Source organism: Runella sp., assembly GCF_965279615.1.
Classification (GTDB): Bacteria; Bacteroidota; Bacteroidia; order Cytophagales; family Spirosomataceae; genus Runella.
On record NZ_OZ257252.1, the window covers coordinates 5,241,328 to 5,266,605 of the forward strand.

General features: G+C 42.7%; 23 protein-coding genes. 7 read left to right on the forward strand and 16 right to left on the reverse strand.

Features of this window, described 5'->3' with window-relative positions; all coding sequences use genetic code 11:
• Positions 1-17: 17 nt before the first annotated feature.
• From ACQY73_RS22025 to ACQY73_RS22065, 9 genes are all read right to left on the reverse strand, one after another.
• Positions 18-662 (reverse strand): TIR domain-containing protein, encoded by a 645-nt coding sequence (locus ACQY73_RS22025; protein WP_428655011.1) that lies wholly within the window; start codon positions 660-662, stop codon positions 18-20.
• Positions 663-675: 13 nt separating this feature from the next.
• Positions 676-1,167, reverse strand: a complete 492-nt coding sequence (locus ACQY73_RS22030) for a TIR domain-containing protein (RefSeq protein ID WP_428655013.1) — start codon at positions 1,165-1,167, stop codon at positions 676-678.
• 3 nt (positions 1,168-1,170) lie between these two features.
• A complete protein-coding gene (locus ACQY73_RS22035) occupies positions 1,171-2,631 on the reverse strand; it encodes an SIR2 family protein (protein WP_428655015.1) in 1,461 nt (486 codons plus the stop codon).
• Positions 2,628-3,239 carry a toll/interleukin-1 receptor domain-containing protein gene (locus tag ACQY73_RS22040; RefSeq protein WP_428655016.1) on the reverse strand — a complete coding sequence of 204 codons (612 nt, stop codon included), beginning with the start codon at positions 3,237-3,239 and terminating at the stop codon, positions 2,628-2,630. The genes ACQY73_RS22035 and ACQY73_RS22040 overlap by 4 nt, the downstream gene beginning before the upstream one ends.
• A 55-nt stretch (positions 3,240-3,294) precedes the next feature.
• The gene (locus ACQY73_RS22045; protein WP_428655017.1) at positions 3,295-3,465 is read right to left on the reverse strand and encodes a hypothetical protein; all 171 of its coding nucleotides are present in this window, start codon (positions 3,463-3,465) and stop codon (positions 3,295-3,297) included.
• Between the two features lie 412 nt (positions 3,466-3,877).
• Complete coding sequence (locus ACQY73_RS22050; protein ID WP_428655019.1) at positions 3,878-4,432, reverse strand: hypothetical protein; 555 nt, start codon at positions 4,430-4,432, stop codon at positions 3,878-3,880.
• Positions 4,429-5,487, reverse strand: a complete 1,059-nt coding sequence (locus ACQY73_RS22055) for a helix-turn-helix domain-containing protein (protein ID WP_428655021.1) — start codon at positions 5,485-5,487, stop codon at positions 4,429-4,431. The genes ACQY73_RS22050 and ACQY73_RS22055 overlap by 4 nt, the downstream gene beginning before the upstream one ends.
• 412 nt (positions 5,488-5,899) lie before the next feature.
• Positions 5,900-8,398 carry a glutaminase domain-containing protein gene (locus tag ACQY73_RS22060; RefSeq protein WP_428655023.1) on the reverse strand — a complete coding sequence of 833 codons (2,499 nt, stop codon included), beginning with the start codon at positions 8,396-8,398 and terminating at the stop codon, positions 5,900-5,902.
• A 44-nt stretch (positions 8,399-8,442) separates the two neighbouring features.
• On the reverse strand, positions 8,443-9,501 hold the full coding sequence (locus ACQY73_RS22065) for a glycoside hydrolase family 2 TIM barrel-domain containing protein (protein WP_428655025.1): 1,059 nt from the start codon (positions 9,499-9,501) through the stop codon (positions 8,443-8,445).
• Positions 9,502-9,843: 342 nt separating this feature from the next.
• Between ACQY73_RS22065 and ACQY73_RS22070 the strand changes: the two genes are divergently transcribed.
• The 3 genes from ACQY73_RS22070 to ACQY73_RS22080 all read left to right on the forward strand — a co-directional run bounded on the left by ACQY73_RS22070 (position 9,844) and on the right by ACQY73_RS22080 (position 14,203).
• Complete coding sequence (locus tag ACQY73_RS22070) at positions 9,844-12,276, forward strand: TonB-dependent receptor domain-containing protein (protein ID WP_428655027.1); 2,433 nt, start codon at positions 9,844-9,846, stop codon at positions 12,274-12,276.
• 133 nt (positions 12,277-12,409) lie between these two features.
• Positions 12,410-13,738, forward strand: a complete 1,329-nt coding sequence (locus ACQY73_RS22075) for an alpha/beta fold hydrolase (protein WP_428655029.1) — start codon at positions 12,410-12,412, stop codon at positions 13,736-13,738.
• Positions 13,739-13,756: 18 nt separating this feature from the next.
• A complete protein-coding gene (locus ACQY73_RS22080) occupies positions 13,757-14,203 on the forward strand; it encodes a nuclear transport factor 2 family protein (protein WP_428655031.1) in 447 nt (148 codons plus the stop codon).
• A gap of 141 nt (positions 14,204-14,344) precedes the next feature.
• Here ACQY73_RS22080 and ACQY73_RS22085 read toward each other — a convergent pair whose 3' ends face one another.
• Positions 14,345-15,214, reverse strand: a complete 870-nt coding sequence (locus ACQY73_RS22085) for a YitT family protein (protein WP_428655033.1) — start codon at positions 15,212-15,214, stop codon at positions 14,345-14,347.
• Positions 15,215-15,357: 143 nt separating this feature from the next.
• Here ACQY73_RS22085 and ACQY73_RS22090 point away from each other — a divergent pair, with 143 nt between their 5' ends.
• Positions 15,358-16,440: a Gfo/Idh/MocA family protein gene (locus tag ACQY73_RS22090; protein WP_428655035.1), complete on the forward strand. Its 1,083-nt coding sequence runs from the start codon at positions 15,358-15,360 to the stop codon at positions 16,438-16,440.
• A gap of 53 nt (positions 16,441-16,493) precedes the next feature.
• Complete coding sequence (locus tag ACQY73_RS22095) at positions 16,494-17,006, forward strand: helix-turn-helix domain-containing protein (protein WP_428655037.1); 513 nt, start codon at positions 16,494-16,496, stop codon at positions 17,004-17,006.
• 9 nt (positions 17,007-17,015) lie between these two features.
• On the opposite strand, the gene ACQY73_RS22100 is transcribed toward ACQY73_RS22095, so the two are convergent.
• Genes ACQY73_RS22100 through ACQY73_RS22110 form a run of 3 tightly spaced genes read right to left on the reverse strand, consistent with a single transcriptional unit; the run spans position 17,016 to position 20,194 of the window.
• Positions 17,016-17,702 (reverse strand): hypothetical protein, encoded by a 687-nt coding sequence (locus ACQY73_RS22100; RefSeq protein WP_428655039.1) that lies wholly within the window; start codon positions 17,700-17,702, stop codon positions 17,016-17,018.
• A gap of 29 nt (positions 17,703-17,731) precedes the next feature.
• Complete coding sequence (locus tag ACQY73_RS22105) at positions 17,732-19,276, reverse strand: hypothetical protein (RefSeq protein WP_428655041.1); 1,545 nt, start codon at positions 19,274-19,276, stop codon at positions 17,732-17,734.
• A 33-nt stretch (positions 19,277-19,309) separates the two neighbouring features.
• Complete coding sequence (locus ACQY73_RS22110; RefSeq protein ID WP_428655043.1) at positions 19,310-20,194, reverse strand: DUF6588 family protein; 885 nt, start codon at positions 20,192-20,194, stop codon at positions 19,310-19,312.
• A gap of 100 nt (positions 20,195-20,294) precedes the next feature.
• Between ACQY73_RS22110 and ACQY73_RS22115 the strand changes: the two genes are divergently transcribed.
• Complete coding sequence (locus tag ACQY73_RS22115) at positions 20,295-22,196, forward strand: sensor histidine kinase (RefSeq protein WP_428655045.1); 1,902 nt, start codon at positions 20,295-20,297, stop codon at positions 22,194-22,196.
• A gap of 3 nt (positions 22,197-22,199) precedes the next feature.
• Here ACQY73_RS22115 and ACQY73_RS22120 read toward each other — a convergent pair whose 3' ends face one another.
• A complete protein-coding gene (locus ACQY73_RS22120; RefSeq protein ID WP_428655047.1) occupies positions 22,200-22,847 on the reverse strand; it encodes a response regulator in 648 nt (215 codons plus the stop codon).
• A gap of 111 nt (positions 22,848-22,958) precedes the next feature.
• Between ACQY73_RS22120 and ACQY73_RS22125 the strand changes: the two genes are divergently transcribed.
• Complete coding sequence (locus ACQY73_RS22125) at positions 22,959-23,546, forward strand: 1-acyl-sn-glycerol-3-phosphate acyltransferase (protein ID WP_428655049.1); 588 nt, start codon at positions 22,959-22,961, stop codon at positions 23,544-23,546.
• 205 nt (positions 23,547-23,751) lie between these two features.
• Here the strand turns inward: ACQY73_RS22125 and wecB are convergent, their stop codons facing one another.
• Both wecB and ACQY73_RS22135 read right to left on the reverse strand, forming a co-directional pair.
• A complete protein-coding gene (wecB, locus tag ACQY73_RS22130) occupies positions 23,752-24,873 on the reverse strand; it encodes a non-hydrolyzing UDP-N-acetylglucosamine 2-epimerase (protein ID WP_428655051.1) in 1,122 nt (373 codons plus the stop codon).
• Positions 24,874-24,915: 42 nt separating this feature from the next.
• Positions 24,916-25,263 (reverse strand): arsenate reductase, encoded by a 348-nt coding sequence (locus ACQY73_RS22135; RefSeq protein ID WP_428655053.1) that lies wholly within the window; start codon positions 25,261-25,263, stop codon positions 24,916-24,918.
• Between the last annotated feature and the right edge of the window lie 15 nt (positions 25,264-25,278).

The window sequence follows — 25,278 nt, forward strand, 5'->3', positions numbered from 1 at the left end:
TGTAGGGAAGCATGTGGCTAGATACTAATCCATATATGTGATTCTTGAATCCATTCATGTAGACTCTCAGCATTGTGCTCTCCTATTTTCCAAGTGTATTCTGGGAAAAATTCAGAGAGTTTATAAAGATTGCCGTCTTTATACCTTCTAAAAATAGATTGTATGAAATTGGTCTTTTTGACATATACAGAATTTTTTGTTTTATTATTTACAAAAGGCAAATCTTCAAATGGCTGCCAGCGACCATTTATTAATTCAAGAAAATAGAGTCTTTCTTTATTCTCATCATATCTAAATGCTAACCTATCGAAAGGGCTAAGACCTTTACGAGTAATACCTATATTTCCTTTAACTCTATTGATATGAACCCCGATTAAAGTATTGCCTGCCTCAAAACTTTTAATAATCTCATATTTTACCCATCTGCGTTCGTGAGTGTTTTGCCCAATTAATACCACTGTCGCATCTGCATCTATTAAGCTAGAACTGTCAATTCTTACCTTTATTTGAGAGGCATTTTTTGCTTTAAATTCTTCCCAAATTGATTGGTCAGATAATAGACCTTGGTAACATTTAATCTTTGAAGTATTACGAATTATGTTGGCTTTAAAATTTCCAACATCTTCATAATGAAATGAGTAAAAAACTTTGAAACTTTCCATAATCAATATAATCTTATTTTCCTGCTTTTTTAGCGGCCTCTTCAATCCATCTTCCCAGATTATTATATCCATCATTATCTACCCAATCATAAGTAGGATAGTTTATACTGAAATAAACTGAGTTGCCTTGTGTATCTTTCCCAATTTCGCCAAAATGATTGCTTCCTTTTAATGATTGATTGCCATTTTTATCTCTTATTTTATTCACATAAATACCAATCAAACCGTTTCCACGAATATAACTTTTTTGTAATTCGTACTTTATATAGTCCCTATTACTGGTGTCAGATCCTATTAAGACAACGGTAACAGTTGTTCCATAAAGTTGATCATCGATCCACCTTTTTATAGATATATCACCGCCTTTTTTTACTTCCTCAAAGGCAGCAGCATCTATAAAACCAGCATCTTGTGTATTAGGTTTAGTAATCCAACTATTTCTTACAATATTTGCTCTCCATACGTCATTTTCATAATGGAAGCTGAAAAAAGTCTTTCTTGCCATATGTTATTTTTTTAATGATTTTAAAATTTTAAATAAATGTGCTAAAATGTCATTTAATGCCAATCCTGAATCCCCCAATTTTTCAAACTCAACTTTTAGATGCTGATGTTTTGGATAAAATGTTTCAAAATTATCAACTACTTCCTTCCATAGCTCATGCGCCATATAACCCGTTATACCTATTGGGATTAAATGGCATCCTTGTGATTTGGCAATCTCAAACTCTTTTTTAACACCATCTGCAGGCTCTATTTCGCTTGTTTCCTCTTTTAGTTTATTACCAAATATAAAAATAGCTATTCCTGTTTGACTAATCATTTTTTGTCTATACTCATGCCAAAGCTCTTCTTTGGTTTTGTCACCTGTTTCAAATTGAGGAAAGGGTCTAAGTACTAATTGACTTTCTGAATGTTTACCTGTTTTATCGTAAATTGCGTCTAATGCTCCATTAATAATGGCACTGCCAACTCCCCAGCCAAAACCGTTAACAATTCTAAATTTTTCTTCAATAATATGCTTACTTAATTTATGTATAAAGCCTTGTGCAGTATTTTTATCTATACTTCCATATATTTCAGCACTTCCGGAAATAAATACAGATGTAGTTTTAAAAGATGTTTCTATTTGTCTTAAAATTTCTGTAATATCATCATAGTCATCAACTAAAAGAGCTTCAATATGATATCTCTTAAGTTCTTGAATTTGTAGTTCTTGTTTCCTTTTTTTATATTTATAATTTGCTTCATCTTCAGGGGTATTACCAAAATCATTCATGCTAATACGCTTCATTGTACAATAATGAGTTCGCAAATTTTCTTTTTGCTCAAATCTTACTCGACTTAAAATATAATCAAGATTTGGGTCTTCAAAACTAAACCCTATAAATAAAAATGTTTTTTGTACTAAATCTCCTTTTAAGGCTGTAATGAATGGTGAATGGGTTGAATGATATATCTCATATTGCTCCTTTGTCAAAATTGCATTAGCCGGATCTTGTGCATCACCATGCATTTTAAAAACAGTTGCATGGCTACCAAATACATTCTGATTTAAATCGCTTACCTGTTTTTTTATTGCAATTTTTTTTCTTTGTTCTTTTAGAGAGTTTTCAATGAGGCTATCATAATTAGTAGTCCAATAAGTAGAAATAGGTAGTCGAGCCAAAATTTTATGATTTTCTCCACCTTCAATATCTTCTGAAAATTCATTTAAAATCGTCTCATGCAATTTTTGTTTGCTCTGTTTATGGTTTACATGAAACTGTGCTAATGAAACTAAATCATTTTCTTTGTCGATTTCTAAATCTAGTTCTTCAGCAATATCTCTAAGCAGTTGCTTCCAGTCTACAAAACCACGACTTTTTGACATACCTGCGCCAGCAAAAATGGCTACATTATCATCATGTAGGTTTTTTGCAAACTCTTTGATAAATGTTTGTATTTGAGTACTAAATTTTGTTTTCATGGGCGATAATAAGGATTTGTGCCACTCATCCATCCTTCATAAACGACATAATTAACAGCCGATTGACGCACCCATATTCTACTCTTTTTCGTAGTATCGTTTTCAATTGTTATATAATAGTATAATCCCAGATATTCTGCCCCTTTAAAAGAATTCTCTCTATTTTGAGAAATAGGTAAAATTGCTACTTTCCCATTCTTTATTCCGTCAAAATATCCGCACTCCCATGGCATCCATTTGGATTGGCCTGAATTTGTTGAAAAGGCATAAAATAAAGAGTTACAATTCTGCATACGTTTTTGCAAAAGTTCTGCCGTTTCTTTGGTTACATTGTTGCGATTCATTTGTGGGTCTTCAATCCAATCTATATAAACAGAATAGCCCATGTCTTCCAAAATAAGTTTAGTGCCTGCAACTAATTCTTTATCCTTTGTACTATGCGATAAAAAAATATCATAAGTCCCTGATTGTCCTTTTAATGACTGCTGTTCATTAAAGGATTTTTCTAAAATTTCCGACGCTTTTCGTGATTCGGTTACAATACCACTTAAACCACCTACTTTCTCTTGTGATAAGCGACTCCTTACTTCTTGTTCTGTTAATAGCATATTTATGTTTTTTTATATTATAAGTATAAGGGCTTGCTCCAAAGCCCTTATATAATTATTTTTCTTTTCTTACACCTTTGAAGGGTGTACCATCTTCTTTTACATCAATAAAACGCCCTGTTTCTGTGTCACGCTTTACCCATTGATCTGTTTTTGGATTATGCGTTTGTGAACGCTCGCGAACAGCGCCGTGGCGCCCGCCTCCTTTTTCTCCATTCGTAGCCATAACTAAAAAAATTAGAAGTTAATAATTAATTTAAAATTGGAGCGATAAGAAGGTCGGTACGGCATTTATGTAGAAGCAAGAAGCAAAGAGTACAAAAAGTGTAGCTTGACATATCAAGAACTTTTTTTAATTTTGCGGCGTTTTCAAACAAAAAGCATACATGGAAAGGGTGGGTAAGCCCCTCCACTAACCTGTTTATCGCTGGAAATTCTCGAAAATGCTCTTCAATGTTTGGCGACGGCGAGAGCATTTTCTTTTTTTACCCAGCTTAAGGTATGTTTAATAAATATGTAAAAAATGTCAGTTATTGGTCATGTTTCTTCGTTTAAGCATATAGCACTCCTTAACAAATAAAGGTTCAATTTAGATGCCACGTCCATTTTTTGTGACAATATGTCATGAGATGCTGATTTTATGTCGTTTTTTTCTGCCATTTTTCAAGAATTGTCTGGCACTCTGCCAAAGGTACCCACAAGTTAATACTCATCAATTCACGAAGTTTGTTTGAAGCGATTTGGGGTGTAAGAACCTCTTTATACACCAATTGCTCAAATACCCACAGAATCCCATGCACTTCAAATCCTTGCTGTTGCGCTTCTTTTCGGAGGCGATTATCTCCCGTTAGAATCATACAATTCTGCAATTCTCGAGCGTAGAAATACACCGATAAATCCTCTCGTGATAGCTTGCGAGACTGTGTCGATATACTAGCTAAGCCCTCAATTTCAGACTGAGTCAAATGTCTTACCGAAAGGCGTTCGGTTGTTAAAAAGGGAAGGAGCAACTTTTGTTGCTCTTCTTCCAATTCATTCAAAATCAGTTGCGTGGTATGAAATTCCAACGGTAACTCAAAGAATCTTTCCACTAAGTCAATCTCACATAAATCGATGAATAAGTTGGCATCATTTACAGCAATCCGATTACATGGTGTCTCTAAATCGGACACCTCCGGATTGTCTTTGTTCATGCTTTTATATTATTCGTTCCCGCTAAAGTTCGCCTAAATTCTGTTAATGTCTGATTACCCAAACTTGCGGCTTTACTTAAAGAAATAACCTCTTCAATAGCAGCACGATAGAGTAGTTGAGAAAAACGCATCGCTTTTTCAACGCCTTTGTAAATGCCGGGTTCTTTTTTGCGGTATCCTACTTTGGTCATCCATATCATAAATCCCTTATAAGTAGCGTCGGTGATGATGTCGAGGTCACGAAGACGAATGAGTGTTGCCTGAATTGAAATGCCATAATATGCTTTTACCTGCAAGAGTTCAGCCAAGGCAATTTTTTTTCGCTTGTTCGAAAATACCTCTATCACACTTTGACGTGGAAACAATAAAGCTGCTGCAAATCGGTGGCAAAATCGCTCTGTATCTACGTTTTCAGCAAAAGTCAGTAAAATATGTGCTAACTCGTGAATCGCTGTAAAGCGTTTGCGTACATCATCATCGTTTTGATTGATGACCACTACCAAACTTCCATTAGCATTGGCGCAAAGACCTTGAAACGATTCAGAAGCGTCGATTTCCAGTACTTTAATGCCTTTTTCTTCCAGCATTTCAATGACACTGGGAATAGGTTTCATTCCTAATTGCCACTTTTGACGGATAAGCTCAGCCATATCCTCAATATCATTTTGAGTATGGATAATGACGTTTTCAAGCGGACTTTCAAAGATAAGTTGAGCATCTACTAAATTCTCAAGCTCAAAATAACGCTCTAATACATCTTTTGCTTTTTCATGAATGGCTGTCTCTTCCGCTTTGGTAAGCTTTTGTTTTTTGCGGTACTCTATTTTTTCGAGCGTAACAGTTGCTGCAATATCACGGTAAAAATAATCCAAACGTACCCCGAGTGCCTTAGCCAATAATAGGAGCGTATCGGATTCGGGCTTTGCTTTACCTTGCTCAAACTGATGAATGGCTTGCCGACTAACGGCATTGCCCATACGGTCAGAAAGCTCCTGCAAAGACAGCCCCGACATACGACGGGCAGCAGCTAATCTTTCTGATAACTCGGAGTTCATAATAGTTTATTTGTTTACTTGACAAAATTGAATAAAAATAATCAAAATGTCAAGTAAATAAAAGTACGAATAGTATCAACTTATCGTTTTGCCGAAAGTTTGAGGCTGAAGCTTAATGAATTTAAGTTCATGCACAATATCGCTGGCAACACCGCCGCAATACAGGTATAGAAGATGAAAAAGAGAAGAGTGAATTAAGATTTGCCTATAAAATCAAACAAAATTCCCTCAAATTTGCCTATTAAATCAAACAAATAACTTCCGAATTTACCTATTAAATCGAACAAAGATATATCTTGGAATTAGGCAATATTTAGGTGTACTTAGCTCATTCATAGATATTTAAAAAGTAAAACCCTCCCAAGGCTCAATTCTTTGGAAGGGTTTTGTATGTCAGTACTTCTTCAACTATTTACTTCCCTTTCTCCAAACGATCTGCCAAAAGCTTAATGAAATAGCCTCCCACGACCGAGCGGGCTTGAAAACCGACCTGTTTGGCATTGGTGGTTTCGTGCCAATCGTTGAGTGGTACGCGCGAGGGCGTTTCGTTGGCAAACTTCCAAATGGGATCAATAAATGCTTTGAAGTCTTTCTCTGAATCGGCCATGGTGGCACTCCAAATGATCCAGTCAGACTTGGTGTACGTCTTGCGACTGTCGAGCGGAAGGCCGTAGGTTTGTTGCTTTTTGAGGTAAAACGCAATTTCCTTCTGCGCTACTTCTTTCGGAAATACGTTCAGACCGAGCAATCTATCCCAAACGATATTGTATTTCTGGCTCCAACTTCCCGCTGTTTTGTCGAACGTAAGGGCATAGTGGTCGCCGTCGGCGTCTATTTCCATCCATCGACGAGCCATAGTACGCGCCAACGTGAAATGCTCATCAGCCAGTTTCTGTTCGCCCAATTGTGTAGCCATTTGGGCATAACACGCAATACCCATGATCGCCTTGGCTGATAAGTTGGCGTTACGTGCCAAATGCCCCGCAAAATCGTCGGTACATAATTGATTGGCCGGGTCGAAGCCGTCGCGTTTCAAAAACTCCACCCACTTGGTGAGCATCGGCCAGTGTTCGCGGGCAAAACTTGGATTTCCGTCCATTTTTACCGACGCTGCCGTCAGGATCATCATGTTTCCGGCTTCTTCTACGGGCATGTCTTCGCCGTAGGTTTGGCCGTTGGCGAGCGGATAGGTGCCTATGTCGTGGGCAGGAAAGTCTTTTTTCCATCGTCCTGATTCGCTGTAATCAAAAATGAAGCGAAGCAAGCCTTTGGCCAATTCGTTGTTGTACAAAAGAAACATCGGCGCCGACGGATAGGTTACATCCACCGTACCGATGGAACCGTTGGAGAAATTTTCTTTCGACAAAAAGAAAACCTCACCCTTCGGCCCGGCCACTATTTTGTGGGCAGCGATGGCTTGCCGATAGGCCAGTTGACACAAGTCTGCGTAGGCTTTTCCACCTGATCTTGTGGCCTCGTCGTGAAGTTGTTTGTCAAAGGCTGTGCTTTTTTGGCGCAAACGCGCATAATCTCCTTCGGCGGTTTGCAGGGTTTTGACCATCGTCGTCGCAGGGTCACGACGCCACCAACCTCGGAGGTTTTGTCCAAAATACTGCACCGAATACAGGTCGTCATAACCCAACAAAATGTGTTTGGTTGTCGTTGAGCCTGATACATTGCCAAAATTTAACACCGTTGCCACCGCCAAGTCACCTGCCACTCCTGATGTACTCGCTGCCAAAGCAGGAAGTTGTCCTTTGGTTTTGAACTCATTCTTTAAGTTATCGGGATTGCCGGTAACGATGCGGCTGCCGGCTTCGGGCACGGCCAAATACGCATAACCCCAATCAATGCGAATGTTGTCGCCTTTCTTTCCTAATACAGGTTGCTCTTTGGTGCCGAACGATGCGTACACCAAATTGCCTTCCGTCTTGGTTGTTGCCACTACTTCCTGCGAAGGAACATTGGTCGCTATCTGTGCCGATTCTCCGAAATACACCTGTACTGAGTGCGATTTGTTATCCAATGAACGCGTTGAGAAAGTAACATAGCTCACGGGGCGAGCGGCCACTTCCAACTCGTCCAACAACAAAGGCGACAGAAAATTAACGTCCAATTCTACCGGTCCGGCCGTAAATACATATTGCGTTTGGGTGGCGGTTACGTTGGCTTTGGTTTGAGTCGCGGTTACTGCTTGGGCAGTAGGAACAACGCTTACAATACCGACGTCTACAAATGACTCACCTACAGGGCTAATGCAATGAATGGCCAACACATTACGTCCTTTGCGCAGTGCTTTTTGAGCGTCCGACGAAAGCGGAGAATAGATGTATTCTCCGGCGCAACACGGTTTAGCAAAAATGCGTGTACCGTTGAGATACACCACTAAGTCGTCGTCATTGACGAGTGTCAGCAATAGCTTTGCAGGGTCGATTTTGCCGTCATAATTGAACTCACGGCGAATAAAAATCCCGTCTTTGTCGATTTGACCGTTACGGAAAGGAGAACGCGCTGCGGGAGAATCGCCAAAAGGTCCGGAACCTTTTTTCCAACCTTGCGGCACAAAATCAGGCTGTTCCCAACCTTCTGCGGGCTTGACTGCGGTATACAACGCCTCATAAGGTTTGGTTTCGCCGGTTGGCAATAACGCTTGATACACTGTAGGCGGTGCCCCTAAAAATTGATAGGCTTTTCCGTCCACGCGCACGATACCTTCCAAAGAATGTGGTCGTCCGGTCCAATGCCGCGTGGGGCCTTCGGTCAGTTGGTCCGTAGTACTCCAGATGCTGAAATACGGGTCGTGAGTAATGAGCGGATATGCCGGCGGTCGTAACGACTGCGCAAATGAGGATGTCAGCGACAGGCACAGGCTTAAGACAAGCCACGAAATCGTTGATTTAGAGGAAGACATAAAAGAGTTTTGTGAGTGAGTGATAGGAGACCGATAGCTGCTCGTTATTTTTTTCCGGTCAATGTTTTGATGGTTTTAACTTCATCTTCACTGAAAGGCGTACCGTCTTTTCTGAAAATATCGTGAAACCAAAGTTCCGGCTCTTTGCCGCTGGCAATAGGAGTGTCCCAGGCAAAAATGGTGTTGGTTTTTCCTGACACAAATCCCCAGTTAATGGCACCGATATTTTCCTGTTTCAGCATAGGCATGATGGTTTGAAACAGGCTTCCGTTTCTGCGAGCCATGTATTCTGTACAGATAAGCGGACGGTTGTATTTTCGGTAGTCCTGAATCACTTCCCGGTGTTTATCAATGTACCCGTAATGATGATAAGTAATAACGTCGGAATTTTCCAACTGAAATTTATTCAACTCCGTAAATTTTTCTCCCCAACTCCACACGCCGGCACTGATTGGCTGTGAAGGGTTTACGGCTTTGGCCCATACAAAAACGGCTTTCAACAAGGGCAGACTTTTGCTGAAGTATTGATTATTGCCGGGTTCATTGTAAAGATCCCAAAGCAGAATCCGATCATCGTTTTTGAAGGTTGTCATTACGTCCTTCACGTACGCTTCCAATACACCCAAGCTGTCGGGATGGTTGAGTATCATCGTGCCGGGATCGCGCACCCAGCCGCTGTTGTGGACGCCGGGTTTGGGGTCAGGTTGTTTGCCGGGGTGGTATTCGTCGTTCCAGCAATCGTCAAAAAAGACAAAAATAGTCTTGATGCCGTGTTTGCTCGAAATTTGAAGATAGTTGTCCAAACGCTTTTTAAAACCTGCTTTATCGGACGTCCAGGCAACGTGGTGCAGGTACACCCGCATGGCATTCAGGCCCAGTTGCTCGGCCCAACCTAATTCCTTATCAATGGTTTGCGGATCGAAGGTGGCGGCCTGAAACATTTCCAATTGATTGATCGCCGTAGCGGGCTGATAATTACAGCCCCGAATCCAACCTTGTTTTTTATACCACTCATTGGCTTGGTCAGCTGTCCAGCGTGGTTGGGCCTGAAGGCCGGTTACTATACATAAAAAGAAAAGCGTACCGGTTACGAATTGTTTCATAGAGATAATAAATTGTGAATTGGTAAAACTACTATCATGGACTCAAAATAAAGCATTCAGGTCAATAAATCCCTCCATTGAGGTGCTGCCAATTTTAATAACCTGTACAGATTACCTCTATAAGCCTCGGAAAACGACTTTATCCCTAAATCCAACCCCGTTTTTTTAGCATTTACTTTTAACAGTCGGTAACGTTCGCCGATAAAAACCATACAGGTCGACTGTTTTAAAGCGTTTTTCTTTTGTACCATTTATCCAAATCACCCCCTTTGGGTGAAAGTCATGATACAGACTGTAGTGTAGTTTTGGACTGTTAAAAGTCAACAAATTGCTCTTACAGCCATGTATCAAAAATTACCCCTTATTTTTCTTCTCAGTTTTCTCATTCATTCGGTGAAATCTCAAACTGTGACGGGCCAAATCAATGATGAGTCTGCAAAGTCTGTTCAATTCGCTAACGTTACATTGCACCGCGCGGCGGATTCTGTGTTTGTAAAAGCCGCACTGAGCGACGAACAGGGTCGCTTTACGTTGGAAAATGTGGCGATGGGGCGGTTTTTTGTGCGGGTAACGCAAGTCGGTTATCAACGATTTTCAAGCCCTGCATTTGTATTGAACACCGAAACCCCTAACGTCAACCTGCGCAGTATCCAACTGATCCAAGATGCCAAGAACCTCAATGAAGTAACCGTACGAACAACCAAGCCGTTCATCGAAAGGCAATTGGATAAAACCATTGTAAACGTAGAAAACAGCATCGTGAGCGCGGGAAGCAATGCCCTTGAAGTACTCGAACGCTCGCCCGGCGTGGTGGTGGACCAAAACGACAACATCAGTCTAAAAGGCAAACAAGGAGTGATGGTGATGATCAATGGCAAACCTTCGATCATTGCGAGTCAGGATTTGGCTAATTATCTGCGCGGATTGCCGGCCAATACTTTGGAAAAAATCGAGATCATCACCAATCCATCGGCCAAATACGATGCCGCCGGCAATGCCGGCATTTTGAATTTGGTCATGAAAAAAGATCAACGTTTGGGTACCAACGGTACTATTAATCTTAGTTACGGGCAGGGTGTTTATGCCAAAACATCGGAAGGAATTACGTTTAACCATCGTAACAAAAAACTGAACCTATTCGGCAACTACAATTTCGCCTACCGCAAAGCCTTCAGTCACTTGGTATTGGATAGGAGATTTTACAAAGATGGCATTTTAGACGGTGTTTTCGACCAAGACAATTACATTACATTTCCCTTCAAAAATCATACAGGACGTTTGGGAGCCGATTATGCTGTTTCCAAAAAAACGTTGATAGGCGCAGTAATCAGTGGCCTTTCCAATCGCTTCAACCCCACGGGCGATACCCGTACCGGGGTACTGAATCAGGACTTACAATTGGTGCGGTACGATTTGAACAGCAATCGCTCAAAAGAAAACTGGTTTAATTTTGCCATAAATACTAACCTCAAACATACCTTCGATTCCACCGGCCGCGAGTTGACCGTCGATCTTGACTACGCGCATTACGGCAACCGCACCGATCAGCGTTTTACGACTGAATATGTGGATACGAAAGGAAATCAATTGCTGCCAACCTATGTGTTGTTGGGCGATGTGTTGGGAAAACTGGATATAAAGTCCCTAAAAGCCGATTATGTGCATCCGTTGCCTAAAAAAGCAAAAGTTGAGGCAGGCCTCAAAAGCAGTTTTGTGCGTGCTGATAATGACCTGAAATACTATATTGGCGGCAACGAAAAACCCGTTTTTGATCCTTCACAAAGCAATCATTTTATTTACGACGAAAACATCAACGCGGCCTACGTCAACTACGCAAAGCAGTTTGATAAAGTCAATTTTCAGTTGGGTCTGCGCATGGAGCAAAACAACATCAAAGGAAATCAATTGGCTACCAACATCACCTTCGACAGTACCTATACCCGACTGTTTCCGAGTGCTTTTCTTAACTATAAATTCTCCAGGAAGCACGAATGGAGTTTTTCGGTCAGCCGTCGTTTAGATCGTCCGAGTTATCGACAGCTCAATCCTTTTAAGTTTTATATCAACAACAGCACTTACAGCGAAGGAAATCCCTACTTGCAACCGCAGTTTACGTACTCGTTTGAAATAGCGCATCATTATAACCAACAGATTACGACTACATTCTCGTACAGCCAAACCGTCAATAACATCACGGAAGTGATCATGCCGTTGGAAGGGCAAGACAAAGTAACGGTGCAAACCAATCGAAATCTCACGGAATTTCAGTTTTGGGGTATCAACATTTCGGCATCAACACAAGTCACAAAATGGTGGAACAGCGTCAACAATATCAACACGTATTACAGCACATACAAAGGCAATGTAGCCAATACACCTTTACGCAATGGCAATGCGAATATTAACATCAACAGCAACAACAGTTTTGTGTTGGGCAAAAAAGGCTACGTGGCCGAGCTAAGTGTCATCTATCGGGCGCGTGAAATTTATGGTTTTATGGATGTGCAGCCTACGGGTCAAGTGTCATTGGGTATTCAAAAGACATTTTGGGATCGGAAAGCCACCCTCAAGCTCAACGGAACCGATCTGTTTTACACAAGCATTGGCCGTGCCACGGTCACGTTTAAAGACTATGTAGAAAAATTTCGGGTAAATCGCGAAACGCGCGTGGCAACGTTGTCATTCTCCTACCGGTTTGGCAACAATAAAGTACAGGCCGGGCGTCGTCGCAGCAGCGGCGTAGAAGAAGAAAAGCAAAGAGCAGGCAACAGCTAAACTTGTGGTACGGACCGCCGGTCCGTAAAATAACAGCGAAATAACACGAGGATTTGAGAATCCTCATCGTCGGGTTTGAGAACCCGACAGCACTTAACAAAACGAAGATCAACTAAAATAAAGCCGATAAAAAATGAAAAGACTGTTTTGGATACTGCTCATTACTGTATGTGGATTTGATATACATGCTCAACCGCCGCAACGGAAAGCCATCATGGGAATGCAGGGCAAAGAATCAACCGATGGAATTCTGGTAGACAGCGTGTGGGCCACCGGCACTTTTGCCGCAGCCAAGATTCGTAAGGGCGATAAGGTTATTTCAGTCAATGGTCAAAATACCCCAAAAATGGCGGAGTACAACGCTGTTGTTTCCACTATTCGATCAGATCAAAAGGTGACATTTGCGTTTGTACGGGATGGGAAAACCGGTAATGCTACTGCCACAGCCATCATGCGTCCCTTTGAACAGTCGGATATTGCAGATATAAACTACGATTGGGTTAAATTCAAAAACGGCTATTTACGTACCATTACGCGCATACCGAAAGGCAAAACCAACGTTCCCGCTATTTTGCTGATTCCGGGCTACGGTTGCGGCTCTATTGAAAACTATGCCTCAAGTTATAACGGAAAACTGATGAACGAATGGCTCAAAAATGGCTTTGCCGTCGTGACCATTGAAAAGTCCGGTATGGGCGATAGTTACGGCTGTGCGCCCTGTACCGAAGTGGATCTGGTAACCGACATTGAGAGTTTTGACGCGGGCTACAGATACATGGAACAGTTGCCGAATGTGGACAAGAGCCGCCTGTATATCTGGGGGCATTCTATGGGCGGAACCATTGCCCCCGAAGTGGCCAAACTGCATAACCCTAAAGGTGTCATCGTTTTTGCCTGTGTATTCAGACCCTGGAGTGAGTTTTTGTTGGAAATGCACCGCGTGCAAAAACCGTTATTGGAAGGTTTGAACTACCAACAAACCGAAGCCTTCACACGAATGATTCAGAAAATCTATTTTGAGTTTTTTATCCTGAAAAAATCACCGGCCGAGCTCTATCAAAATACTGAATATAAGTCGTTGGTAGCAAGTGAGTTGGGGTATAAAGAAAATTGGAACAACAACATGTGGGGAAGACATTGGCGTTTTTGGCAGCAGTTGGATTCGTTGAATTTGGCCGAAAGTTGGCAAAAAGTAAATTGCCCCGTATTAGTGTTGCACGGCGGCGCTGATTATGAGCAATGTTCTTTGGTAGAGCCATTAATGATTCAGAAGACGGTGAACGAAAAACATCCCAACGCGGCCACGTGGGTCACGATTCCTGATCTTGACCATTTTATGATGCGCAGTAAAGACTGGACGGAAGCCGCCAAAAACTTTAAAGAACAGCAATACATGAAAGGAAATTTTAACCTTAAAATCGCCGAAGAAACGGTTAAATGGCTTAAAGCCATTGATCAATGACTGTAAAATAAAACGACTATGAACAGATTTTACGTTTTGCTCTTCGCATTGTCCTGCTTTGCCGTTTCGTCATTTGCACAAACTGATAAAGAACAGGTGACAAGCGCCGTGGGCGATTATGTTGATGCTTTTTACTACGGAGATACGGCCAGGATTCACCGCAGTATTTCGCCTAACGTGGTTAAATACGGTTATTTCAAACCCAAGAACAAAACCGCTTACGAAGGCGAACCCATGTCGTTCAGAGAAATGGTCGATTATGCCGCACGAGTGCATAAAAAAGGCCTAAGCCCAAACGTTGACAAGTTTCCCAAAAAGATCGAAGTATTTGATGTACAGGACCAAACTGCCGCTGCAAAGTTGACGGCTTGGTGGGGTACTGATTATATCTTATTGGCAAAAATCGACAACAAATGGATGATCACGCAGGTACTGTGGCAATCTCCTCCGCCCAAAAATCCGTAGGCTTTAACCCCTATCCCGCGCGGCGGTCCGACCCTGTAAGGGAAAGGGAGCCTGAAAAGTCCCTCCCTAAGAGGGGATTTAGGGTGAGGTTCAACTTTGCAAACCAATTCAGTCACCTGTTAACAGCCTTTTTTTATAAATTTAATGCAACGCTCTTCCCTTTACGATGCCGCCGCGCGCATCGTCTATTCCGTGTTGAACAATGAATGCAAGAGGGTCGATTTCGGCAATGGCATCGCGCAAACGACTTACTTCCAGGCGAGTAACAACGGAATATAGAACTTTTGTTTCCTCTGTCTGAACGCCTCGTTTACCAAACCCTTTTTCGCTGTTTAGTACCGTTACGCCTTTGTGCAACTTATCCGTGATCAATTCCCTGATCTGTTCGTGATGGTCTGACACGATCCAGATAGCGGTATATTCTTCAATCCCATGAATCAGAAAATCAACGGTTTTGGAAGCCGTAAAATAAGTCAACATGGAATAAAGGGCAATATCCACGCCCAGAAAATAGGCTGCCGCCGCAAAAATAAAAATGTTCATTCCCAGAATAACATCGCCTACTCGAACGCCCGAATTGCGGCGACTTACCAACAACGCGGCTACCTCTGTACCATCCAAAACAGCCCCGCCCCGCATAGCTAATCCAATGCCGGCACCAATAAAAAAGCCCCCGAAAACCGACGTCAGCAGTAGGTCCGGGGTGACATCAGGAAATTCGACAAGGGCTAAACAGAGAGCCAAACCCGTAATGGCGGCAGTACTTTTGAAGGCAAACGCGCGGCCAATTTGCTTATATCCCATAATAATGAACGGGAAATTAATGATGGGAATAAGCAAGGATAATGGAATGTGAAATATAGAAGCTATCAACATAGAGATTCCTGTAACGCCTCCGTCGATAAAATGGCTCGAAAGTAAAAAACCTTTAAGGCCCAGCCCGGCGCTGAAAATCCCGGCGGTAATTAGTACTGCATCTTTTGCTAATGAACGTTTTGTGATACCCTGCATACTGTTAATAGTAAAAATTAAAGAGTGGCTATTATCGTTTTTAACGCGGGACCGAAAATATCGTTTCCCAATCCCTCAAAATGAGGTATTTTTTTTCAAGTCATACGATCTACATTTGTGAAAACCAACCCTTTGTTTTAGCCATGCAACGCCGCCAATTTCTCGCCCAATCTTCGCTTGCTGCGGGGACGTTACTTTCTTCAGAACTAAAACAATGGTTACCCCAAGATCGGAAACTCGGGATCGCTTTGGTAGGGCTAGGTAATTATGCTACCAATCAATTGGCACCTGCTTTGCAGCAAACGGAATTTTGTCGATTGGCAGGAATTGTGACAGGCTCACCTCAGAAAGCCGCCGAATGGGCGATCAAATTCCAATTGCCACAGCAGAATATCTACAATTACGACAATTTTGATGACATTCGCAATAACCCCGACATAGACATTGTATATGTCGTTTTGCCCAATTCCATGCACGCCGAATACACCATTCGCGCCGCTAAGGCGGGGAAACATGTCATTTGTGAAAAACCGATGGCATTGAATGTCAAAGAGTGCGAGCAAATGATCAAAGCCTGCCGCGAAGCAAAGGTAAAGCTGTCGGTAGGTTATCGCCTGTATTTTGAACCGCATCATTTGGAAGTACGTCGATTAGGCAATGAAAAAGCATTGGGAGCGGTAAAAATGATTGAATCGTCGTTGGGTTTTTCAATGGCTGACCCGAAAGTATGGCGACTTAACAAAGCCTTGGGCGGCGGCGGTGCCATCATGGATTTAGGCGTGTATTGCATTCAGGGTGCCCGACGGGTTTTGAACGAATTACCCGTTGCCGTAATGGCGCAGGGTTTTGTGACGGACACAACTGTTTTCAAAGGAATCTATGAAATGATGCTGTTTCAGATGGAATTTCCGAGCGGTGCAGTATCCAATTCTACTACTACCTATAGTTCGTATGTTGATCGCCTTTATGCCACGACCGGTTATCGTTGGTTTAAATTGGAGCCTTCTTATAACGCCACCGGCGCAGGCGGCGAATCTTCGGAAGGGTCGATTTCTTTTAAAACATTGCCTTTCCAACAGATCAAACAAATGGATGCTTTTGCCGAAAGTATCCTCAAAGATACCTCTCCCATTGCCTCAGGCGAAGAAGGAATGACCGACCTGAAAATCATTGAAGCCATCGTGCGTTCGGCCGATACGGGAAAAAAAATAAAATTGATTTGGTAATTCGTGCAACTTCCTTGGGTGTTTTCTCATCTTATTAGCAAAACAGCCATGAGATGAAAGAATTGCCGGGTACTTTAAATGGGTTATTGGGGTGGGTAGGTATCTTCATTGGCCTTGTTTGGGTGCTGTTCTTTGTCGTTCGTTCTGAAAAAATGCTTCAAAAACCCATGAAATTGAACTTTCTCTTTTTTGGTAAAAAAGCAAATCAGGAATACGGTGTGCGTCTCTTAAATCGCCTTTTTAGGTTGATGAATGATGAAAAACCGTATCTGGAAAAAAATATTTCGCTTGAATCGCTCGCCCTGCGTTTGAATGTCACGGCAGAACAACTTACCAAAGTGATCAACGATAATTTGGAACAGGGTTTTTCGGAACTGATCTCAACGTATCGCATTCAGGAGGCAAAGCGCCTATTGGTTACGCCTGAGTTTCGGCACAGCAAACCCGAAGAAATTGCTTCCAGAGTAGGCTATGAATCCATCGCTTTGTTTGACGAAGCCTTTAAAAAATCTACAGAACAGACTCCTACGGAATACAAAAAAAGGATGAACATGATTTGCCTGTAACTATTTTAATCAAATACATTCATCATCGGTAGACATTTCGCCCGAAACCAATATTTCCTCACAACGGGTAAAGGTGATGGACGCATTGATTTGAATGGTCACGGTCATTACAAGACGTTGATTGGCCGGCACTTTGCCATTCAAACGAATACTTAGTCCGCCCCGGTTGATGCCGCTCAAATTGGCATCCAGAATTTTTTGCAATTCCACCGTTCCTTTGGCATTTAAAATCGAAATAGCGTTGTAGATGGAAACATCTTCGGTGGTTCCCAGGGCATTGCCTAACGCATTTTCAAGATCTAACCCCGCACTTTTCGAAATAGCAAGGGTTTTGGTCTCATTGAGCAACGGATTAACGGTATTCAGTAAAGCTCCTCCCAGTACATCGGCACTTAATACCACTTGGGTGGATGTATTGGCCGGAAGAACGTTAGCTCCTATGTTAACTCCATGAATATTAATTCTTTCGATCGTTGCACTTGATACTCTGTTGTTTTCAGGATCAAACAAATTGGTAATATCGCGGCTGCCGACCAGTTGATACGTCTGAAAATTACCCACCTGATTGATCGAATAATTAAAGTTGATCGCTTTTTTGACAGTACGGGTGACTTTTACTTTCTTAAGAATACCGGGTGTACAGGCTTGCTGTAGCGTAAAACAGAATAGGAAAAAATAGACCGGAAAACTTTTCATGGTTTTAAGATTTTAAGTCCAAACGTGAATTATTTGCATGAACAGCAACAGGTAGACAGTGAAACACTCCACAATACCTGAATATGAATATTGATAATGGTACAGAACGGTATATAAGCATTGGGTGAGCTAACGGCAACCATATTCACTAAAGAAGGACTGACTCCCGGAATACAGGCGCTGTACGCAGATATGCCACTGCTGACCAAACTCAAATGATTACGCAGATTTTGTTGCCAGTCCATCGGAATGGCTCGGCATACAAACGTATTGCAAATGGCTTGGGAAGCACCCAAATGGATGCCTATTGAATACAAAGCCGCCAGACCGGCGCCGCCGTCGCAGGTGACGTTGGCGCGTTGAATAGAGGCCAGAATTTCTTTTATCAGCAAAGCAATTTCATTGACCGCCTGTACTCTGGACATTCCCGGCAAACGACTTGAATAGTTGCTGATCTTATTGATGTCAAAATCAAGACAGGTGATTGTTCTCAGGCCGGTAATCGTTGTGGTTAACACGGATTGTACATCGGTAATTGTTCCGGGGGCTATCATGTCTGACCCCAACCTGCCCCAGCATAACCCAAGTCCATATACGCCCGTGTAAAAAATACTCAGGTCTCGGTTGCAAAATCGCCCGGGCCTACCTCCTCTAACGGTTGCCGGTCCGGTCGTTGATGATTTCCCCACCGTAAAACTGTATCTTGACTTGACCGCATTTTCATTATTGAAATAAGCCCGTACCTCATAATTACCTTCAGGCAATCCCGCAAAATCCATCGTTCCGCTTTGTTTTCCTTCGGTATATTTCCAGACAATGTATTTATCATCAGCACTGCCGGGCTGGGCAATGCTGATCCAATCTCTGGCATTGCCCGGGAACCCCGAAAACTGTACTGTGATTTTTTCACTTTGTCGGTAAGAAGGCAACTGCGTTTTGGCCGAAAGATTTTGATCGGCATTGCCTACTTTGAATGGAATACGCGCTCTTATACTGCCTTCATTGTTGAAATAGGCCCGAATTTCATAGTTGCCATAGGCCATTCCATCAAATTCCATCGTTCCGCTTTGTTTTCCTTCTGTGTACTTCCACACTATGTATTTTTCATCTGTACTGCCGGGTTGGGCAATGCTGATCCAATCTTTGGCGTTGCCCGGAAACCCCGAGAAATTGACGACAATGCGCTCCCCGGGCGCATAGATCGGCTTGGTAAGGCTGACGGAGAGGCTTTGGTCGGCATTACCCACTTTGAAAGAGAGTCGTGCTCTTAGGATACTTTCGTTGTTATAATACCCCCGAATTTCGTAGTTGCCATACGCAAGCCCGTCAAAAGCGACGGTACCGCTTCTGCTTCCATTGATGTATTTCCAGACGATGTATTTGTCGTCGGCGCTGCCGGGTTGGGCAATGCTGATCCAATCTTTGGCGTTGCCCGAAAACCCCGAAAAATAGACGACAATTTGTTCTCCCGGCGCATAAACCGATTTTGAAAGACTGACCGATTGTGAATACGAAAGGATAGAAAATGCTTGAAAAAAGAAAACTGAAAATAATAGGTAAGGCGTCTTTTTCATACCAATAGGTTTAGATTTAACAGAGCCGGTTCATTAAAAACTTAATCCCAAACTTGCGGCCGCTACCACGGGACGGATGAAACTGCCGTGTACATTGAGCCGAAAAATCCACAGTCTTACGCCCATCCCCGCAGCGAGTAGCAAGGGGTTTTTGTTGGTCAGCGGTATATGAACGGGAGAAGCATCGGACGAACCTTGGTAATCAATGTTCATTGCGCCGTTTTGGTAGCCTACATAAGCGTAGTAATTAAACAGTTTCCCCTGTTGACCTGCATAAACCCCCGCTTTGTGGGTAGTAAGGTCGGCGTAATTGCCCACATTGAGTTTTTGGTAACAGTATTCTGCGGAAATTCTGAACCGCGAATTCTTTAAAAAATACCTGCCGATATCATGACGCACACCGCCGCCCAAAAATTGAAGCTTCCCAAAATCGCCCCCGAAATCGTAGCCAAAAAATCGCACATTGAACTCTGTACCTAAAATACTTCCGATGGTAATTTGCGGTACCGCCAACAGGACAGATTTTGTTCCCAATCCCGCAGGAAAAGTATAAGAAGTGCCATTCATCCCATTGACCGTTACAATCTCACGAGGGCCTAAAATGGTTGGCGCGCGTACCTCTTGCACAGGCAAAAATCCGTTGGGGGTTGTGCCCATAAAATAGCGTGATTTATCGTCCGTGAACCACGTTGAAAAAGCCGTTAGGCCGATGTAAAAATGGAAACCGCTGTCAACAGAGGTTTTGTGAATGTGTCCCGTATTGAACGTAGACGTGAGGACATCGGCGAGCGGTTGCAGGTAGCCGGAGGCATTGGCACCCGTATAGCTGCTGATGATCTCGTCTGCTTTTTGGGCAGAAGCCGCGAGAAATGTCAGACACATGACTGTACTCAGTAGGGTTGTTTGCAGCCGTTTCATAGCTTTCAGGTTTGGAAACAAAAGTAGTTGGGCAAAACCCTCCTCTTCAATACCCTCCACAGGGTATTTTTTGTATCTTGGTAGCAAAATCACCCTACCGATGGCAAGCCGCTACCCTACTTATTTGCTGTTTGTATGCCTAATTACAATGGGTTTATCTTTGTCTGCACAGACCCCCGTCAAGGTGGGAAAAGGGTTTAAAGAAGAATTGTTGAGCAGGCAAGCAGAGCTTTTGGAAGATGCGCCGAAAAACCTGACGATTCAGGCTGTTTTAGCGCAAAAACCATTGTTTAAGCCCAATACTCAGCCTTTTATTAATCCTGGTTTTACAAACAGTTATTATTGGTTGCGTTTTAAACTCACAAATCCTGATTCTGTGGCTCAAGCCTTGATCTTGGAAGTCGAAAATCCGCACATCAACAAACTCCAACTTTTTACCGTTTCGGGAAAACAAGTGCATGCGAGTATGCTTACCGGCGACCATTTTCCTTTTGCGCAACGCCCCATTCGGCATCCTCACTTTTTGTTTCCTGTCAGTGTGCCGCCCGGCGAGACGCTTACTTATTATTTGTGGGTTGATAAACATGGTGAACAGCTCCAAATTCCGCTTCGGCTGTGGGAAAAAGAATATTTTTCAACGGGCAGTTATGCAGTATTTCTTTTCTTAGGTTTTTTATTGGGAATTGCCAGTTTGTACTGCATTGTGAGTTTCTTCGTTTTTATTTTCTTTCGTCAGAGACTTACGTTTTATTATTGGATATACACCACCGCTATATGGCTTTTTCTGGTGGCTCATACCGGACTTGGATTTCAACTGCTTTGGAGCGAGTCTACCTGGTGGGCCAGTGCTGCTCGTCCCACTACCGCAATGTTGTTGTATAGTTTTATGTTATTGTTCACAAGTAAGTTTTTTAACGTTGCCAATACCCAACGTTTTATTTACCTGTTTATCCGATTCCAGCTGGGAGCTTTTATTATACTCTTTCTGTGGCTTTGGTCACAAAATCCGGTATTAGGGCTTTTCAAACAATATTGGTACAACCCCGTTTATTATGAGGGTACTTGGTTATTGGTGTTTATGAAGCTGACCAATCTTGTCGTTTTTATTCTGCTGGCCACTACGCCCTTCATCGGAGTATACTATTATTTTCGATACCGCAAGCTCGAAAGCCTTTGGTTCACGTTAGGAAATTCTATGCTTTTATTCGGAGGGATGACGGTTATTCTTGTTTTTGCAGGATATCTGCCGGAGAACTACATAACCCAAAATATGCCTTTGATGACCAATGCACTCGAATCGGTGATCCTGTCGTTTTTGTTGGCCAATCGCTTCAAAAACATTTATCAACTCAATGCTCAAATCTCCGCCGAACTTGCCGAGCAACGCCAACAAAATGCCATTCAATTGTTTGAAGGGCAGATGATTGAACGAAAACGTCTTTCGCAGGAGTTGCACGATGGCATCAGTCTTTCGCTGGCCAATATCCGTCTGCGACTTTCTATGTTGGCTGAAAAACTCAACGGACACAGTAAAGAAGCGAATCATTTGGTCGAAGCCTTGGGCGATGTCGGGCAGGATGTGCGGCGCTTTTCACACGCGCTTTCGCCCGTGATGCTGGAGCGTTATGGGTTGGTGGAAGCGTTGGAAGAATTGGTACATCATGTCCAAACCGCTCAGCCCGAAATAATGCTGACTTTTGAAACTCAACAGATAGAGGACAAACAGATTCCCTCTTTGGTGTCGCAGATGCTTTATCAGATCGCTTTGGAGTTACTGAACAACATTGTCAGACATGCCCAAGCGCACCATGCTACACTGCGTTTGATTGAGGATAAAGAAACGCTGACGCTGGAAGTTTTAGATGATGGAATTGGTTATGAAAACGAAGAAATAAGCGGAGGAATAGGGTTGCAAAATATTCGGGCAAGGGTACAATTACTCAATGGCAGTTTTTATGTAACAAAACAACCCAAAGGAATGAAGCATACCGTTACTTTATAAAAACTATACCAGTCCATTTTCGTAGGCAAACTTTACCAGATCGGTGTTGGTATGTAGCTGTAACTTCTTGAAAATGTTCTTTTTATGCGTATGTACCGTGTGTTTGCTGATAAAAAGTGCCTCGGCAATGCCATCTTCCATCAAGCCTTGTGCAATGAGTTTTATGATCTTCTTTTCCTGTTCGGACAGATTTGTGATTTGCTGAAAAGCAGAATGTTGAAATTCGTTTGCAATAGGAGTAATAGTTGGAGATAAATGGTTGCTCACATAAATTTTTTGCTGACTTAAGGCCTGAAGCGCGTCTGACCATTCGGCTTTGGAAGCATCTTTGAGCAAATAACCATTGACACCTGTTTCCAACGCTTTTTTGACCAATCCCGTAGAATGATACGCCGAAAACACCAATACTTTTAAAGCGGGAAAACGAAGGCGAAGTTCGGGGACAAGATCAAGGCTGTTTTTTCCGTCAAAATTGAGATCAAGTATTAATATATCGGGTCGAAATTGTTCGCAAACGGTGAGTGTTTCCTTCAGAGAAGCTGCTTCGGCAACCCATTGATAAGCCGGCATGGATTCCAACATTAAGCGCAATCCTCCCAATACTACGGGATGGTCATCGGCCACTACAATTCGGGTCAAAGGCAGGTTCATTCGAAAATAGCTTAAATGTTTTAAATAAAGTCTTGATATTGTTCAAAGATAATGACTTCCTGTTGTTGAATCGAAAGGAGTTTTTAAATTTGAGGAATCTAAACCTATAGGATGATGAATTGGCTTTTTGCATTTTTATACAGATTCTTTGGCTGGGGTACACTTGGCCACGTTCCGAAAGAACTTAAAAAAGCCATTTGGGTAGTTGCTCCTCATTGGAACAATACCGATTTTTTTATTGGCATTGGAGTGAGAGCCTATATTGGTGTTAAAATGGGGTTTTTGGCAAAAAGCGCCCTTTTTAAATGGTATTCAGCCTGGTTTTTCAGAGCCCTGGGCGGTTTTCCGGTTTACCGCGAAAAATCAAATAATTTGGTAGAAGCAGTGGCGGAAACGTTTAAACAAAATGAAATCATTCACATTGCCATTGCGCCGGAAGGTACCCGCAGCAATATTTCAAAACTCAAATCGGGCTTTTATTATATGGCCCTGAAAGCAAATGTTCCTATCGTTTTGGTTGGTTTTGATTATACACGAAAAGTAGTGGTTTTTGGCGATGTACTTCATCTCACCGGCGATTATGTCAAAGATATGAAGCCTTTTTACGATTTCTACCTAACGATTCAAAGCCCTAAAAAAGAGTGGCTTCAACACTATGAACAAACAGGCGTGATTCCCTTGCCGAAGGAGCAGAAGTAAAAAGTAGGAACTGCAAAACTGCAAAACCGAGAAACTGCAAAATGTAAAACCGAAGTTGGCGCTTACACTATAGACGTCAGCCTAAGAAACAGCTTCGGAGAAGCTCGACATTTGTAGCAGTTGTTTATCAGCCATTTACAGGGCTTCGGACCGGGCCGCCGGAGCGGAAGCCCAACATTAATTTGTAATTAGACTCCTCCAAAGCCTAAATATCTTCTACCGTTCTTAAAAATGCGGCGATTCGTTCGCTTGCTAAGCCATCACCGTAGGGATTATTGGCTTCTGACATTTGGCGGTAAAGCATTGCGTTTTCCCACAATTCACTCACGGATTGTACAATAGAATCTCGGTTGGCACCTACAAGTTTGACGGTGCCGGCGTCTACGGCTTCGGGGCGTTCGGTGGTGTTTCGCATCACTAATACGGGTTTGCCCAGACTTGGGGCTTCTTCCTGCACGCCGCCCGAGTCGGTCAGAATGACCCAACTTTTTTTCATAGCATACACAAAATTGACGTAATCCATCGGTGCGGGCAAATGCACATTCGGCAAATCTCCTAATCGGTCATAAACAGGCTGTTGTACATTGGGATTGAGATGAACGGGATAGACAATTTCAAGGTCAGGGTATATTTCGGCCAAATGATGCAGGGCGTCACAAATTTGGATGAAACCATCGCCAAAATTCTCCCGACGATGCCCTGTAACAAGTAAAATTCTCTTTCCTGATTCAAAAACCGCTTGAATGGGAGTGGGGATAGAATCCGAAAAACATATAGCTCGTTCGCTTACAAATAATAACGAATCAATGACGGTATTGCCCGTTTTTAAAATTACTCCAGGAGAGATTCCTTCGGCTAAAAGTGACTTTACATTTCGGTCGGTAGGAGCAAAAAAATAATTGGACAGCCGATCGGTGATGAGGCGATTGGCTTCTTCCGGATAGGGTGATTGCAGGTTTCCGGTACGCAATCCCGCTTCTACGTGACCGATCTTGATTCCTGCGTAAAAGGCGGCCAACGACGTAGCCATGCACGTAGTAGTATCGCCGTGAACAAGCACAATGTCAGGGCGATAAGTTTGAAAAAGTGCGCGCAGTCCGATTAGAATACGGCACGTAATATCGGTCAGATCTTGCCCGGCCTGCATCACATTGAGATCAAAATCGGGCGTTAATTCAAAAATATCCAACACCTGATCCAACATCTGTCGGTGCTGTCCGGTGACGCACAATTTGTGTTCAAAGTGAGAATCCTGCTTTAAATTTCGTACCACCATTGCCATTTTAATGGCTTCCGGCCGGGTACCGAATACCGTCAATAGTTTCATTTTCCGGGTGAGAAGTAATACAACATGCTACACAAATTCAATCTATTGAATACTTCCCAATGTTTCAGGTTTCCAACCTACGGCGACAATTTTACCTTCTTTTTCAATAACGGGTCGTTTAATTACCGAAGGTTTTTCCATCATCAGTGCGATGGCGCTTTCGTTGTTCTGCACTGCGCTTTTTTGTTCGTCCGACAGTTGTTTCCACGTAGTACCGGCGCGGTTGATGAGTGTTTCTTTGGGTTGCTGTGTAAGCCAAACTTCCAATTTTTCGCGCGAAATGCCTTCTTTTTTGTAATCGTGAAACGTGTGAGGAAGTTGATTTTCTTTTAAGGCAGTAAGGGCTTTTTTTACCGTATCGCAGTTCGGAATTCCGTAAACAGTCAGCATAAGAAGGGAATTGGT

What these genes read in the sequence shown, in the direction of transcription:
- ACQY73_RS22035 (WP_428655015.1), bottom strand. Translation starts at nt 2,631, where the DNA reads ATGAAAACAAAATTTAGTACTCAAATACAAACATTTATCAAAGAGTTT.
- ACQY73_RS22125 (WP_428655049.1), top strand. Translation starts at nt 22,959, where the DNA reads ATGATGAATTGGCTTTTTGCATTTTTATACAGATTCTTTGGCTGGGGT.
- wecB (WP_428655051.1), bottom strand. Translation starts at nt 24,873, where the DNA reads ATGAAACTATTGACGGTATTCGGTACCCGGCCGGAAGCCATTAAAATG.
- ACQY73_RS22135 (WP_428655053.1), bottom strand. Translation starts at nt 25,263, where the DNA reads ATGCTGACTGTTTACGGAATTCCGAACTGCGATACGGTAAAAAAAGCC.
- ACQY73_RS22045 (WP_428655017.1), bottom strand. Translation starts at nt 3,465, where the DNA reads ATGGCTACGAATGGAGAAAAAGGAGGCGGGCGCCACGGCGCTGTTCGC.
- ACQY73_RS22030 (WP_428655013.1), bottom strand. Translation starts at nt 1,167, where the DNA reads ATGGCAAGAAAGACTTTTTTCAGCTTCCATTATGAAAATGACGTATGG.
- ACQY73_RS22070 (WP_428655027.1), top strand. Translation starts at nt 9,844, where the DNA reads ATGTATCAAAAATTACCCCTTATTTTTCTTCTCAGTTTTCTCATTCAT.
- ACQY73_RS22080 (WP_428655031.1), top strand. Translation starts at nt 13,757, where the DNA reads ATGAACAGATTTTACGTTTTGCTCTTCGCATTGTCCTGCTTTGCCGTT.
- ACQY73_RS22120 (WP_428655047.1), bottom strand. Translation starts at nt 22,847, where the DNA reads ATGAACCTGCCTTTGACCCGAATTGTAGTGGCCGATGACCATCCCGTA.
- ACQY73_RS22050 (WP_428655019.1), bottom strand. Translation starts at nt 4,432, where the DNA reads ATGAACAAAGACAATCCGGAGGTGTCCGATTTAGAGACACCATGTAAT.
- ACQY73_RS22040 (WP_428655016.1), bottom strand. Translation starts at nt 3,239, where the DNA reads ATGCTATTAACAGAACAAGAAGTAAGGAGTCGCTTATCACAAGAGAAA.
- ACQY73_RS22025 (WP_428655011.1), bottom strand. Translation starts at nt 662, where the DNA reads ATGGAAAGTTTCAAAGTTTTTTACTCATTTCATTATGAAGATGTTGGA.
- ACQY73_RS22060 (WP_428655023.1), bottom strand. Translation starts at nt 8,398, where the DNA reads ATGTCTTCCTCTAAATCAACGATTTCGTGGCTTGTCTTAAGCCTGTGC.
- ACQY73_RS22075 (WP_428655029.1), top strand. Translation starts at nt 12,410, where the DNA reads ATGAAAAGACTGTTTTGGATACTGCTCATTACTGTATGTGGATTTGAT.
- ACQY73_RS22115 (WP_428655045.1), top strand. Translation starts at nt 20,295, where the DNA reads ATGGCAAGCCGCTACCCTACTTATTTGCTGTTTGTATGCCTAATTACA.
- ACQY73_RS22055 (WP_428655021.1), bottom strand. Translation starts at nt 5,487, where the DNA reads ATGAACTCCGAGTTATCAGAAAGATTAGCTGCTGCCCGTCGTATGTCG.
- ACQY73_RS22095 (WP_428655037.1), top strand. Translation starts at nt 16,494, where the DNA reads ATGAAAGAATTGCCGGGTACTTTAAATGGGTTATTGGGGTGGGTAGGT.
- ACQY73_RS22085 (WP_428655033.1), bottom strand. Translation starts at nt 15,214, where the DNA reads ATGCAGGGTATCACAAAACGTTCATTAGCAAAAGATGCAGTACTAATT.
- ACQY73_RS22065 (WP_428655025.1), bottom strand. Translation starts at nt 9,501, where the DNA reads ATGAAACAATTCGTAACCGGTACGCTTTTCTTTTTATGTATAGTAACC.
- ACQY73_RS22110 (WP_428655043.1), bottom strand. Translation starts at nt 20,194, where the DNA reads ATGAAACGGCTGCAAACAACCCTACTGAGTACAGTCATGTGTCTGACA.
- ACQY73_RS22105 (WP_428655041.1), bottom strand. Translation starts at nt 19,276, where the DNA reads ATGAAAAAGACGCCTTACCTATTATTTTCAGTTTTCTTTTTTCAAGCA.
- ACQY73_RS22100 (WP_428655039.1), bottom strand. Translation starts at nt 17,702, where the DNA reads ATGAAAAGTTTTCCGGTCTATTTTTTCCTATTCTGTTTTACGCTACAG.
- ACQY73_RS22090 (WP_428655035.1), top strand. Translation starts at nt 15,358, where the DNA reads ATGCAACGCCGCCAATTTCTCGCCCAATCTTCGCTTGCTGCGGGGACG.